Genomic DNA, 14408 nt, shown 5'->3' with positions numbered 1-14408 from the left:
GAGGTACCTTCTCTTTCTTTGTAAACGTATTTTGTAAAAGAAGAAGGGAGAAATCTTTCTTTGTAGTACGTTTCAATTTATAATAGCAAATGGAAGGAGAGTGCTTATGTCTTTAACAAATGAACAAAAAGAGCGATTTCAAATTTTGCTCCAGCAGTTGCAAATACCAGACGACCTTATAAATCAATATTTACAAGGCGGTGGTATTGAAAGGCTCGTTATCGATAAAGCGAATAAAAGTTGGCATTTTAATTTACAAGTGCCACGTATTTTGCCTACAGAATTATATGAATTGCTAGAAACAAAGCTTAAGCAATCATTTTCTCATATTGCAAGAACAACATTTGCATTAGAAACAGAGAACAAACAATTTACTGAAGAAGAAGTGAGGGCGTATTGGCCACTTTGTACGGAACGAATTACATTTTCACCTATGTTTGCTTATTTAAAGAAGCAGCTTCCGCAGGTCAATGGAGTGAAGTTACTTATAAATGTGAATAATGAGCTGGAATCTACTGCTTTAAAGAAAAACGTTGCGAAACCAGTAGGGGATCAATACGAGGCTTTTGGATTCCCGCGTTTCCAGTTAGACACACATATACAGCAAAATACAGAAGAAATGCAAAAGTTTCGTGAGCAAACGCAGCAAGAAGACCGCGAGCGTGTTATACAAGCTATGGAAGAAATGGCAAAGAAGCAAGCTGAAGAAAGCAGCGTTGTGCATGAAGGACCGATTACACTTGGGTATCTTATTAAGCCAGATGAAGAGATTACACCGATGCGAGAAATTCAAGATGAAGAAAGAAGAAAAACAGTTCAAGGATATGTCTTCCATGTGGAAACAAAAGAACTTCGTAGTGGACGTACGTTATTAACTTTAAAAATAACGGATTATACAGATTCGATTATGATCAAAATGTTCTCACGTGATAAAGAAGATATTCCAATGCTACAATCCTTGAAAAAAGGAATGTGGGTGAAGGCTCGTGGTTCTGTTCAAAATGATACATTTGTTCGAGATTTAGTAATGATTGCAAATGATATTAATGAAATAACAGGACCGTCTCGTAAAGATAAAGCACCAGAAGGCGAAAAACGAGTAGAGCTCCATCTTCACACGCCAATGAGTCAAATGGATGCTGTTACTCCAGTTTCTAAGCTTGTTGCTCAAGCTGGTAAATGGGGGCATGAGGCTATTGCCATTACAGACCATGCTGTTGCACAGTCATTCCCAGAAGCATATTCAGCTGGGAAAAAAGCTGGAATTAAAGTTATATATGGTGTGGAAGCAAACTTAGTGAATGACGGTGTACCAATAGCGTATAACGAAGCGCATCGTTTACTTGCAGAGGAAACGTATGTTGTTTTCGACGTTGAGACGACAGGTTTATCAGCTGTATATGATACAGTTATTGAGTTAGCTGCTGTAAAAGTAAAAGGCGGCGAAATTATTGACCGCTTTGAATCTTTTGCAAATCCGCATCAACCATTATCGGCAACGATCATTGAATTAACAGGTATTACAGATGATATGTTAACCGACGCACCAGAAGTGGACGAAGTGTTTAAAAAGTTTGAAGAATGGATGGGCGACCATACACTTGTTGCTCATAACGCAAGCTTCGATATGGGCTTTATTAACGTAGGATTTAAAAAAGCTGGTTTAGAAAAAACAAAAAATCCAGTAATAGATACGTTAGAGCTTGCACGATTCTTATTCCCAGAAATGAAAAATCACCGTTTAAATACGTTGTGTAAAAAGATGGACATTGAATTAACTCAGCATCACCGTGCAATTTATGATACAGAAGCAACGGGATATTTACTTGTAAAAATGTTAAAAGATGTAATTGAAAAAGGTTTTGAATATCACGATCAATTAAACGATAGTATGGGACAAGGGGATGCATATAAGCGCGGGCGTCCAAGTCATATGACATTACTTGCTACATCGGATGTTGGATTGAAAAATTTATATAAACTTGTTTCATATTCTCATTTAAATTACTTTTACCGTGTACCACGAGTACCAAGATCACTATTAAAAAAGTATCGTGAAGGTATTTTAGTAGGAACGGCTTGTGATAAAGGTGAAGTGTTTGAGGCGATGATGCAAAAAGCTCCTGAAGAGGTAGAAGAAATTGCGCAGTTCTACGATTACATTGAAGTAATGCCACCAGAAGTGTTACGTCATTTAGTAGAGCGTGAACTCGTTCGAGATGAGGGACAATTAAAAACAATTATTTCTAACTTAGTAAAACTAGGTGAGACGTTAGATAAACCAGTTGTGGCTACAGGAAACGTGCATTACTTAAATCCAGAAGATGCAATGTATCGTAAAATTTTAGTAAGTTCACAGGGTGGAGCGAATCCGTTAAACCGACATTCATTACCACCTGTACATTTCCGTACAACGGATGAAATGTTAGAGTGTTTCTCATTTTTAGGTGAAGACGTAGCGAAAGAAATAGTCGTAACGAATACACAAAAGATTGCATCATTAATTGGTGATGTTCATCCAGTAAAAGATGATCTATATACACCGAAAATTGAAGGTGCAGATGATGAAACGCGTGATATGAGTTATAAAATGGCGCGTAGCATTTATGGTGAAGAGTTACCTGAAATTGTAGAAGCGCGTTTAGAAAAAGAATTAAAAAGTATCATCGGGCATGGATTCGCCGTAATTTATTTAATTTCACATAAGCTTGTGAAAAAATCGTTAGTAGACGGATATCTAGTAGGTTCGCGTGGATCGGTAGGTTCATCATTCGTTGCAACGATGATGGAAATTACAGAAGTAAATCCATTACCACCACACTATGTATGTCCGAAATGTAAGCAATCAGAATTCTTTAATGATGGTTCTGTAGGTTCTGGTTTTGACTTACCGGATAAAGAATGTCCAACTTGTAATATTCCATATGTAAAAGATGGACATGACATTCCGTTCGAAACGTTCCTTGGATTTAAAGGAGATAAGGTACCCGATATCGATTTGAATTTCTCCGGGGAATACCAACCACGTGCCCATAACTATACGAAAGTACTATTCGGTGAAGATTATGTATATCGTGCAGGAACGATTGGTACAGTTGCGGAAAAAACTGCTTATGGATATGTAAAAGGTTATGCAAATGATCATAACTTAACAATTCGAAATGCAGAAATTGACCGCTTAGTAGCAGGATGTACCGGTGTAAAACGTACAACAGGGCAGCATCCAGGTGGTATTATCGTTGTGCCAGATTATATGGACATTTTTGATTTCTCACCAATACAGTATCCAGCAGATTCAATAGGTGCTGAGTGGAGAACAACACACTTTGACTTCCACTCTATTCATGATAATTTACTGAAGCTTGATATACTAGGACACGATGATCCGACAGTTATTCGTATGTTACAAGATTTAAGTGGTATTGATCCAAAAACAATCCCAACGGACGATCCAGAAGTAATGAAAATTTTCTCAGGGCCAGAATCGTTAGGCGTAACGGAGGAACAAATTAACTGTAAAACAGGTACACTTGGTATACCAGAGTTTGGTACGAAATTCGTAAGACAGATGTTAGAAGAGACGAAACCGACGACGTTCTCAGAGTTAGTCCAAATTTCTGGGTTATCACATGGTACGGACGTATGGCTTGGTAATGCAAACGAGTTAATTTATAACGGTACATGTACGCTGAGTGAAGTTATCGGTTGTCGTGATGACATCATGGTATATTTAATCTATCAAGGTTTAGACCCATCATTAGCCTTCAAAATCATGGAGTCAGTACGTAAAGGTAAAGGTGTACCAGAAGAATGGGAAGAGGACATGAAAAGTAATAATGTACCAGGTTGGTATATTGATTCATGTAAGAAGATTAAGTACATGTTCCCGAAAGCCCATGCGGCTGCTTACGTACTTATGGCTGTGCGTATCGCATACTTTAAAGTACATTTCGCGCTTTTATTCTATGCGGCATACTTTACGGTTCGTGCAGATGACTTTGACGTAGAAGCGATGGCAAAAGGTTCAGCATCTATACGTGCAAGAATTGATGAAATTGCGCAAAAAGGTTTAGATGCAGCACCGAAAGAGAAGAGTTTATTGACTGTACTAGAAATGACACTTGAAATGTGTGAGCGTGGATACTCATTCCAAAAGGTGGATTTATATCGCTCACATGCAACAGACTTTATTATTGATGGAGACTCATTAATCCCTCCATTTAATGCGGTGCCTGGTCTTGGTACAAACGCAGCTTTAAGTATTGTGGAAGCACGCAAAAATGGAGAATTCTTATCAAAAGAAGACTTGCAGCAGCGTAGTAAGGTTTCGAAAACAATTATTGAGTATTTAGATAGTCAAGGTTGTTTAGGTGATTTGCCGGATCAAAACCAGTTATCGCTGTTCTGATAGGTAGGAAAAGTCTTTGCAAATCAACATTTGGTATGGTATACTATTAACCGAGATAACCATGTCATGTATATTGTGTGAAAAGAAGAGTGGGGAAACCCACTCTTTCGTGTTACTATCTACATTTTATTGATGTGGAGAGGTAAGAAATTTCTGTCGTATATACATATTTTGTTACAAGTTTTACTTCTTAAATTTGGTAATACTAAGACAGATATTCCCTGCTTAACGGCAGGGGCTTTTGTTAGCTAACGAGAAAGAATAAGATAGACCGTTCTATGGACGGGGTCTTTTCTTGTGAATGGTACATGGCGGCAGGAAGGAGGCTGTTTATGGATAAGAAAGTCACAGAAGTTGTAGAAGCATTTGCGCAGCCAATTGTTGAAGAGTTAAATCTTGAACTTGTAGATGTAGAGTATGTGAAAGAAGGACAAGACTGGTTCTTACGCGTATTCATCGATTCTGAAAAGGGAGTCGACATTGAAGAATGCGGTGCGGTGAGTGAACGTTTAAGCGAAGCTTTAGATAAAGAGGATCCAATTCCTCATCTTTACTTTTTGGATGTGTCATCTCCTGGAGCAGAACGTCCATTAAAGAAAGAGAAAGACTTCCAGCAAGCGGTAGGAAAACAAGTGGCAATTAAAACATATGAGCCGATTGATGGTGAAAAGATGTTTGAAGGAAAAATGCTTTCCTACGATGGTACTACAATTACACTATTATTAACAATTAAAACACGTAAAAAAGAAATCCAAATTCCAATGGACAAAGTTGCAAATGCGCGACTTGCTGTTACGTTTTAGTTAGAAGGGGGATCTTCATGAGCACTGAGTTGTTAGATGCCTTGCTCGTATTAGAGTCAGAAAAAGGAATTAGCAAAGATATTATTATTGATGCGATTGAAGCAGCGTTAATCTCTGCTTATAAACGCAATTTTAACCAAGCACAAAACGTTCGTGTGAGCTTTAACCCACAAGTGGGAACAATCCAAGTTTTAGCACGTAAAGACGTTGTTGATAATGTGTTTGATCCACGTCTTGAAATTTCTGTTGAAGAAGCAAGACAAATTAATCCAAACTATCAAGATGGTGACGTACTAGAAATTGAAGTAACACCAAAAGATTTCGGTCGTATTGCAGCACAAACTGCAAAACAAGTTGTAACACAACGAGTGCGTGAAGCTGAGCGTGGTGTTATTTACTCTGAGTTTAGTGACCGTGAAGAAGATATCATGGTTGGTATCGTACAACGTCAAGATGCTCGTTTCATCTATGTAAGCTTAGGAAAAGTAGAAGCTTTATTACCTGTAAGTGAGCAAATGCCAAACGAACAATACAAACCACATGATCGTATTCGCGTATTCATTACGAAAGTAGAAAAAACAACAAAAGGACCACAAATTTACGTATCACGTACACATCCTGGTCTTTTAAAACGTTTATTCGAAATGGAAGTTCCTGAAATCTATGATGGAACGGTTGAAATTCGTTCTGTAGCACGTGAGGCAGGAGATCGTTCTAAAATCTCTGTACATGCAGAGAACATTGATGTAGATCCAGTAGGTTCTTGTGTAGGACCGAAAGGACAACGTGTACAACGCATTGTAGACGAACTAAAAGGTGAAAAGATTGACATCGTTCGCTGGTCAAATGATCCAGTAGAATATGTTGCCAATGCTTTAAGCCCATCACAAGTTGTGAAAGTACTTGTAGATGAAGAAGAAAAAGCAACAACAGTTGTTGTTCCAGACCACCAACTGTCATTAGCTATCGGTAAACGTGGACAAAATGCACGTCTTGCAGCTAAATTAACAGGTTGGAAAATTGATATTAAGAGTGAGTCTGATGCGAAACAACTTGGTATTGTAACAGAAGAAGATAGCGTAGTCGCATTCGGATTCGATTCTGTTGAAGACGAAATCGAATAGAGGTGATGAGTATGAGCAATCGAAAAGTTCCGTTACGAAAATGTGTTGCAACGCAAGAAATGAAATCAAAACGAGAGCTCGTTCGCATTGTTCGTTCCAAAGAGGGAGAAGTGTCTATTGATTTAACTGGAAAGAAATCAGGACGAGGTGCTTATTTATCAAAAGATAAAGAAAGCATTCTTCAAGCTCAAAAGAAAAATGTTTTGGAACATCATCTAAAAGCGAAAATCGACAGTTCTCTTTATGAAGAACTTCTTGAGCTTGTTGAGAAGGAGTCGAAATAAGTGTCCGATTGGAAATCGTTTTTAGGACTAGCAAACCGGGCTCGAAAAATTATTTCGGGTGAAGAACTCGTTTTAAAGGAAGTACGAAGTGGCAAGGCAAAACTTGTGTTGCTATCTGAGGATGCGTCAGTAAATACTACAAAGCGTATCACGGATAAAACGACGTACTACAACGTACCAATGAGAAAGGTCGAAAATCGACAACAATTAGGGCATGCGATTGGGAGAGATGAGCGAGTCGTTGTAGCTGTGTTAGATGAAGGCTTTGCGAAAAAGCTGCGTAGCATGCTCGATACAAATTACCGGGGGTGAAGGTATGAGTAAAATTCGAGTGCATGAATATGCGAAAAAACATAATATCTCAAGTAAAGATCTTATGACAAAACTAAAAGAAATGAATATCGAGGTTTCGAATCATATGACAATGTTAGACGATGAAGTAGTAAACAAATTAGATAATGAGTATCAAGCTGAAAAACCTTCTGTTGCAGATGAGTTTGAAGTAGAAGAAAAAGTTGTTCGTAGTAAAAAGAACAGCAATAAGAAAAAGAAAAAAGGCAAAGGAAACGAAGATAAGCGTCAAGAGAACTTTGCTGGAAGACAACAAACACAAACTGTAGAAACACCAGATAAAATTACTTTCTCTGGAAGTCTTACAGTAGGTGATCTTGCTAAGAAATTAAGCAAAGAGCCATCTGAAATTATTAAAAAGCTCTTCATGCTTGGAATTATGGCAACAATTAACCAAGATTTAGATAAAGATACAATTGAGTTAATTGCTAACGACTACGGTATTGAAGTAGAAGAAGAAGTAATTGTAAGCGAAACTGAGTTTGAAACATTCATCGATGAGCAAGATGATGAAGAGAACTTAAAAGAGCGTCCAGCTGTAGTTACAATCATGGGACACGTTGACCATGGTAAAACAACATTGCTTGACTCTATCCGTAACTCTAAAGTAACTGCTGGTGAAGCGGGTGGAATTACTCAGCATATTGGTGCATACCAAGTTGAAGTAAATGACAAGAAAATTACATTCTTAGATACACCTGGTCACGCGGCGTTTACAACGATGCGTGCTCGTGGTGCACAAGTAACGGATATTACAATCCTTGTTGTTGCAGCTGATGACGGTGTTATGCCACAAACAGTTGAAGCAATTAACCATGCGAAAGCAGCAGGAGTACCAATTATTGTTGCTGTGAATAAAATGGATAAACCAGCTGCGAACCCTGATCGCGTAATGCAAGAACTAACAGAATATGAATTAGTTCCAGAAGCATGGGGCGGAGACACAATTTTCGTACCAATTTCTGCGATTCAAGGCGAAGGAATTGACAACTTACTAGAAATGATTCTTCTTGTAAGTGAAGTAGAAGAGTATAAAGCAAATCCAAACCGCTATGCAACTGGTACTGTAATCGAAGCCCAGCTTGATAAAGGTAAAGGAACTATTGCGACATTACTTGTTCAAAACGGTACGCTTCGAGTAGGAGATCCAATCGTTGTTGGAACTACATTCGGTCGTGTTCGTGCAATGGTAAGTGATATTGGTCGTCGTGTAAAAGTTGCTGGTCCATCAACTCCTGTTGAAATTACAGGTTTAAATGAAGTACCACAAGCAGGAGATCGTTTCATGGCATTCGCTGATGAGAAGAAAGCTCGTCAAATCGGTGAATCACGTGCACAAGAAGCGTTACTTGCTCAACGTGGTGAGAAATCTAAATTAAGCCTTGAAGATTTATTCCAACAAATCCAAGAGGGCGATGTAAAAGAAATTAACTTAATTGTGAAAGCGGACGTACAAGGTTCTGTAGAAGCAATGGCAGCATCACTTCGTAAAATTGATGTTGAAGGTGTTAAAGTTAAAATTATCCATACAGGCGTAGGTGCGATTACAGAATCTGATATCATTTTAGCTTCTGCATCTAATGCAATTGTAATTGGATTTAACGTACGCCCAGATGTAAATGCGAAGCGTACAGCTGAATTAGAGAACGTTGATATTCGTTTACACCGCATTATTTATAAAGTAATCGAAGAGATCGAAGCAGCGATGCAAGGTATGCTAGATCCAGAATTTGAAGAAAAAGTAATCGGTCAAGCTGAAGTACGTCAAACGTTTAAAGTAACAAAAGTTGGAACAATCGCAGGTTGTTACGTAACAGATGGTAAAATTACACGTGATAGCGGCGTGCGTATTATCCGTGATGGTGTGGTAATCTATGAAGGTCAACTTGATACGTTAAAACGTTTCAAAGACGACGTAAAAGAAGTTGCTCAAAACTATGAGTGTGGTATTACAATTGAGAAATACAACGATCTTAAAGAAGGGGACATCATTGAAGCGTACATTATGGAAGAAGTGAAGCGATGATTATCGCTTCTCTCTCATTTGAGTGTATGATTTACGATGTGCATTCTTTAAAAGAGAAACGAGCAATTTTGCAACGGGTGTTAACTCGTGTGAAACAGCGTTATAACGTAGCTGTTTCAGAAGTAGGGCATCAAGATGTATGGCAACGTACAGAAATTGCGATTGTTTCCGTATCCTCAAATCGTGTTATTTGTGAAAAAGAAATGAATCGTGTACTTGAGTATATTGATTCATTTCCTGAAATTGAACGTACGATAACACAATTGGAATGGTATTGAATGAGGTGAAGAGTTATGAAATTACGTGCAAACCGTGTAGGCGAGCAAATGAAAAAAGAATTAGGCGACATCATCAGTCGTAAAATTAAAGATCCACGTGTCGGATTTGTTACTGTAACAGATGTACAAGTGAGTGGAGATTTACAAATTGCTACAGTGTATATTTCTGTTTTAGGTGATGAAGAGCAGAAAGAAAGTACACTAAAAGGTTTAGCGAAGGCAAAAGGTTTCATTCGTTCAGAAATTGGCCAACGTATTCGTCTTCGTAAAACGCCTGAAATTTCCTTTGAATTTGATGAATCTATCGGATATGGTCATCGAATTGATACACTTTTACATGAAATTAATAAAGAAGGTAAACGTGAAGAATAATGGATAGACATTTGTCTATCCATTTTTTCAATGTAAAATAAGTTTTAGGTAATGATTATGAAAGAATTACGATGAGGTGAACATATATGGAAGGTGTAGTATTATTACATAAGCCAAAAGGCATGACATCACACGATTGTGTATTTAAATTAAGAAAGATATTGCGTGAAAAACGAATTGGTCATACAGGAACATTAGATCCAGATGTAACAGGAGTATTGCCTATTTGTGTTGGACGAGCAACGAAGATTGCACAATTTTTAACAAGTGAAACGAAAACATATGAAGGGGAAGTAACATTAGGGTTTTCAACAACAACTGAAGATGCTTCAGGTGAAGTTGTGGAAACGAAATATGTAGATCGTGTTATTACTCGTAAAGAAGTGGAGGAGGTTCTTGCCGCATTAACAGGTACGATTGAGCAAATGCCTCCGATGTTTTCGGCTGTAAAAGTTAACGGAAAAAAATTATATGAATATGCAAGAGCAGGACAAGAGGTTGAACGTCCAGTTCGTACAATTACAATTCATGAATTTGTATTACTAGATGATCGTGAAGTGTTTGAAGGAGAAAATATTTCATTCCGTTTCCGTGTAACGTGTAGTAAAGGAACATATGTAAGAACATTAGCGGTAATGATTGGTGAAAAACTTGGTTTTCCATCACATATGTCTCACCTTGTAAGAACGGCTTCAGGTGAATTTGTATTAGAAGATTGCATATCATTTGAAGAAATTGAAGAAAACGTGCAAAATGGAACAGTAGAGTCTATCTTCATTTCAATTGATGAAGCATTAAGTAAGTTCCCGAAAATGGTTGTAGATGAAAAGCAAGCAGAAAAAATAAAAAATGGTATGTTCTTAAAAAATGAATTGCAAATAACGGCGCCATTTATAACAGTGTTTGATAAAAACGATCGCTGCCTTGCAATTTATGAGCACCATCCAAAGCACCCTGGTATGCTAAAGCCGATGAAAGTACTTGTGAATAATCAAGAACTAAAGCTATAATGAATTATTGGAAGGATTATTACAGAAAAAGGTGAATTCAAGCGTGAAACTTATTCATTTAACTCATCCACATGAACAAAATAAATTAGAATTACCACCTACTGTAATGGCATTAGGATTTTTTGATGGCATTCATTTAGGACATCAATGTGTGATTCGAACTGCGAAACAAATAGCGGATGAAAAGGGATATAAAAGTGCAGTGATGACATTTTATCCGCATCCATCTGTTGTTTTAGGTAAAAAGGAAGCGCATGCGGAGTATATTACACCAATGTGTGATAAAGAAAAAATAGTCGAGAGTTTAGGAATCGATATATTATATGTTGTTAAATTCGATGAATCATTTGCAGGCTTATTGCCACAACAATTTGTAGATGATTATATTATTGGTTTAAATGTAAAGCATGTAGTAGCAGGGTTTGATTATTCATATGGACGTTTAGGAAAAGGAAAGATGGAGACTTTACCATTTCATGCAAGAGGGGAGTTTACACAGACTGTGATTGAAAAAGTTGAATTTCAAGAAGAGAAAGTAAGTTCTACGGCATTACGAAAGTTAATTCGAAATGGCGAAATGGAGCAAATTCCATCTATTTTAGGTAGAGCATATACAGTAGGAGGAACGGTTGTACACGGTGATAAACGTGGACGTCAAATTGGTTTCCCAACAGCTAATGTAGGTTTAAGTGATGAGTATCTATTACCACCTGTAGGTGTTTATGCAGTGAGATTAAAAGTTCACGATGAATGGTACGATGGTGTATGTAATATTGGATATAAACCAACCTTTAAAGAAGATGAGCGCCAACTATCTATTGAAGTGCACTTATTTGAATTTAACAAAGACATATATGATCAAAATGTTACAGTAGAGTGGCATATGCGTATAAGAGAAGAGAAGAAATTCAATGGCATCGATGAGTTAGTTGAACAAATCGCAAAAGATAAGAAAACAGCACAAGAATATTTTGCGAACGAAAATAATATACTTGCTTTTTCAAATGAAAAGTAGTATTCTATGTTATGTACTTTATGACAACCATTGCTTGGCATTGCGACTCACCGACGCTTGCTAGGTAATCGGGGGTTTAATTAATAGGAGGTGAAATAGGATGGCTTTAACACAAGAGCGTAAAAATGAAATCATTGCACAATTTAGAACTCATGAGACTGATACTGGTTCTCCAGAGGTTCAAATTGCTGTCCTAACGGAGCAAATTAACACTCTAAACGAGCACTTACGTACTCACAAGAAAGATCATCATTCACGTCGTGGTCTATTAAAGATGGTTGGTAAACGTCGTAACTTACTAACTTACCTTCGTAATAGCGATATCACACGTTACCGTGAATTAATCACAAAGCTTGGCTTACGTCGATAGTCAAAGAAGCGGGAATATTCCCGCTTTTTTGTTAGGTAAAAATATATCTTCTACTCTTTATAGCTTACTTCATTTTCGGTAATACTAGAGGTAGAATATTGTGATATACTATCCATTTACATAGAAGAATTGAATACTTTAAATTGAGAGGGGTACTTAAATGAGTCAAGAAAAGCAAGTCTTCTCGATAGATTTAGCTGGTCGCCAGCTAACAGTTGAAACAGGTCAGCTTGCAAAGCAAGCGAACGGAGCAGTATTAGTAAGATATGGCGATACAGCGGTTCTATCTACAGCAACTGCATCAAAAGAAGCAAAAAATGTAGATTTCTTCCCACTTACAGTAAACTATGAAGAGCGTTTATATGCAGTCGGAAAAATTCCTGGCGGTTTCATTAAACGTGAAGGTCGTCCAAGTGAAAAAGCAATTTTGGCAAGTCGTTTAATCGACCGTCCAATTCGTCCACTTTTCGCAGATGGATTCCGTAACGAAGTACAAGTTGTCAGCATCGTAATGAGTGTTGATCAAGATTGTTCTTCTGAAATGGCAGCTATGCTTGGTTCTTCATTAGCGTTATCGATTTCAGACATTCCATTTGAAGGTCCGATCGCGGGTGCAACAGTTGGTCGTATTAACGGCGAATTCGTTATCAACCCAACAGTAGAACAGCAAGAACAAAGTGATATTCACCTTGTTGTAGCTGGTACGAAAGATGCAATTAACATGGTTGAAGCAGGAGCAGATCAAGTGCCTGAGGAAACAATGTTAGAAGCAATTATGTTTGGTCATGACGAAATTAAACGTCTAATTGCATTCCAAGAAGAGATTGTACAAGCTGTAGGTAAAGAGAAATCAGAAGTGAAACTTTATGAAGTTGACGCTGATCTTAACCAAGCTGTACGTGAAATGGCTGAGAAGGATATGCATTCTGCAATTCAAGTACATGAGAAACATGCACGTGAAGATGCAATTAACGAAGTGAAAAAGCGTGTAATTGAGCATTACGAAGCGCAAGAAGCTGATGCTGATACATTAGGACAAGTAAATGAGATTTTATATAAAATTGTAAAAGAAGAAGTACGTCGTCTTATTACAGTTGAGAAAATCCGCCCAGATGGCCGTAAAGGTGACGAAATCCGTCCATTAGCATCAGAGGTTGGCATTTTATCTCGTACACACGGTTCTGGTTTATTCACACGTGGACAAACACAAGCATTAAGTATTTGTACATTAGGCGCATTAGGCGATGTGCAAATTTTAGATGGCCTTGGTGTAGAAGAATCAAAACGCTTTATGCACCATTACAATTTCCCATCATTTAGTGTTGGTGAAACAAGACCAATGCGTGGACCAGGTCGTCGTGAAATTGGTCACGGTGCACTAGGAGAACGTGCTCTTGAGCCTGTAATTCCGTCTGAAAAAGATTTCCCATACACAGTACGTCTTGTATCTGAAGTATTAGAATCAAATGGTTCTACTTCACAAGCGAGTATTTGTGGTAGTACTTTAGCAATGATGGATGCTGGTGTTCCACTTAAAGCTCCAGTTGCAGGTATTGCAATGGGTCTAGTTAAATCAGGTGAGCATTACACAATTTTAACTGATATTCAAGGTATGGAAGATCATTTAGGTGATATGGACTTTAAAGTAGCAGGTACAGCACACGGTGTAACTGCACTACAAATGGACATTAAAATCGATGGTCTATCTCGTGAAATTTTAGAAGAGGCATTACAACAAGCGAAAGTTGGTCGTATGCACATTCTAGATCATATGTTATCTGTAATTGCAGAGCCACGCACTGAATTATCAGCGTACGCTCCAAAGATTATTACAATGACAATTAACCCGGATAAAATCCGTGACGTTATCGGACCAAGCGGTAAACAAATCAATAAAATTATTGAAGAAACTGGCGTTAAAATTGACATCGAGCAAGATGGTACAGTATTCATTTCTTCAATAAATCAAGAAATGAACGATAAAGCTAAGAAAATTATCGAGGATATCGTTCGCGAAGTACAAGTAGGTGAAATCTACGAAGGAAAAGTGAAACGTGTTGAGAAATTCGGTGCTTTCGTTGAATTATTCAGCGGTAAAGATGGATTAGTTCACATTTCTGAACTTGCACTTGAGCGTGTAGGTAAAGTAGAAGACGTTGTGAAAATCGGTGATGTAATTACAGTTAAAGTTATCGAGATTGACAAGCAAGGTCGCGTGAATTTATCTAGAAAAGTATTGCTAAAAGAAGAGCAAGAAAAAGAAGCTGCTAAAGAAGAAAACAAACAAGAGCAGCAATAAGTAAAAGCCAGTTTAACTGGCTTTTTTTGTTATGTAAAAATATGATTTACATATATTTTTATGTCAGT

General features: G+C 37.7%; 12 protein-coding genes. All 12 read left to right on the top strand.

Going from position 1 to position 14408, the window contains the following annotated elements; all coding sequences use genetic code 11:
- The first annotated feature begins 106 nt into the window (after positions 1–106).
- The 12 genes from NLJ82_RS18480 to pnp all read left to right on the top strand — a co-directional run bounded on the left by NLJ82_RS18480 (position 107) and on the right by pnp (position 14340).
- The gene (locus NLJ82_RS18480) at positions 107–4408 is read left to right on the top strand and encodes a PolC-type DNA polymerase III (protein WP_000059980.1); all 4302 of its coding nucleotides are present in this window, start codon (positions 107–109) and stop codon (positions 4406–4408) included.
- A 332-nt stretch (positions 4409–4740) separates the two neighbouring features.
- Positions 4741–5211 (top strand): ribosome maturation factor RimP, encoded by a 471-nt coding sequence (rimP, locus tag NLJ82_RS18475; protein ID WP_000359097.1) that lies wholly within the window; start codon positions 4741–4743, stop codon positions 5209–5211.
- 17 nt (positions 5212–5228) lie between these two features.
- Positions 5229–6335 (top strand): transcription termination factor NusA, encoded by a 1107-nt coding sequence (gene nusA, locus NLJ82_RS18470; RefSeq protein ID WP_000102609.1) that lies wholly within the window; start codon positions 5229–5231, stop codon positions 6333–6335.
- A gap of 11 nt (positions 6336–6346) precedes the next feature.
- Positions 6347–6619, top strand: coding sequence for an RNase P modulator RnpM (gene rnpM, locus NLJ82_RS18465; protein WP_000071128.1), 273 nt, complete (start codon positions 6347–6349; stop codon positions 6617–6619).
- The gene (locus NLJ82_RS18460; RefSeq protein WP_001286523.1) at positions 6620–6931 is read left to right on the top strand and encodes a YlxQ family RNA-binding protein; all 312 of its coding nucleotides are present in this window, start codon (positions 6620–6622) and stop codon (positions 6929–6931) included. It begins immediately after the preceding gene.
- A gap of 4 nt (positions 6932–6935) precedes the next feature.
- The gene (gene infB / locus NLJ82_RS18455) at positions 6936–8996 is read left to right on the top strand and encodes a translation initiation factor IF-2 (protein WP_000036342.1); all 2061 of its coding nucleotides are present in this window, start codon (positions 6936–6938) and stop codon (positions 8994–8996) included.
- Positions 8993–9274, top strand: a complete 282-nt coding sequence (locus NLJ82_RS18450) for a DUF503 domain-containing protein (RefSeq protein ID WP_000582364.1) — start codon at positions 8993–8995, stop codon at positions 9272–9274. The genes infB and NLJ82_RS18450 overlap by 4 nt, the downstream gene beginning before the upstream one ends.
- Positions 9275–9289: 15 nt before the next feature.
- On the top strand, positions 9290–9646 hold the full coding sequence (rbfA, locus tag NLJ82_RS18445; RefSeq protein WP_000776443.1) for a 30S ribosome-binding factor RbfA: 357 nt from the start codon (positions 9290–9292) through the stop codon (positions 9644–9646).
- Between the two features lie 86 nt (positions 9647–9732).
- Positions 9733–10656, top strand: coding sequence for a tRNA pseudouridine(55) synthase TruB (truB, locus tag NLJ82_RS18440; RefSeq protein ID WP_000399358.1), 924 nt, complete (start codon positions 9733–9735; stop codon positions 10654–10656).
- Between the two features lie 43 nt (positions 10657–10699).
- Positions 10700–11671 (top strand): bifunctional riboflavin kinase/FAD synthetase, encoded by a 972-nt coding sequence (ribF, locus tag NLJ82_RS18435; RefSeq protein WP_000766710.1) that lies wholly within the window; start codon positions 10700–10702, stop codon positions 11669–11671.
- Positions 11672–11771: 100 nt separating this feature from the next.
- Positions 11772–12041, top strand: a complete 270-nt coding sequence (gene rpsO, locus NLJ82_RS18430; RefSeq protein ID WP_001229392.1) for a 30S ribosomal protein S15 — start codon at positions 11772–11774, stop codon at positions 12039–12041.
- A 160-nt stretch (positions 12042–12201) separates the two neighbouring features.
- A complete protein-coding gene (pnp, locus tag NLJ82_RS18425; protein ID WP_000076746.1) occupies positions 12202–14340 on the top strand; it encodes a polyribonucleotide nucleotidyltransferase in 2139 nt (712 codons plus the stop codon).
- Positions 14341–14408 lie beyond the last annotated feature (68 nt).

This window comes from Bacillus paranthracis (assembly GCF_024296885.1).
Lineage (GTDB): Bacteria > Bacillota > Bacilli > Bacillales > Bacillaceae_G > Bacillus_A > Bacillus_A paranthracis.
Note: the sequence above shows the minus strand (reverse complement) of the source record. Positions and strands in the feature narration are given on the sequence as shown.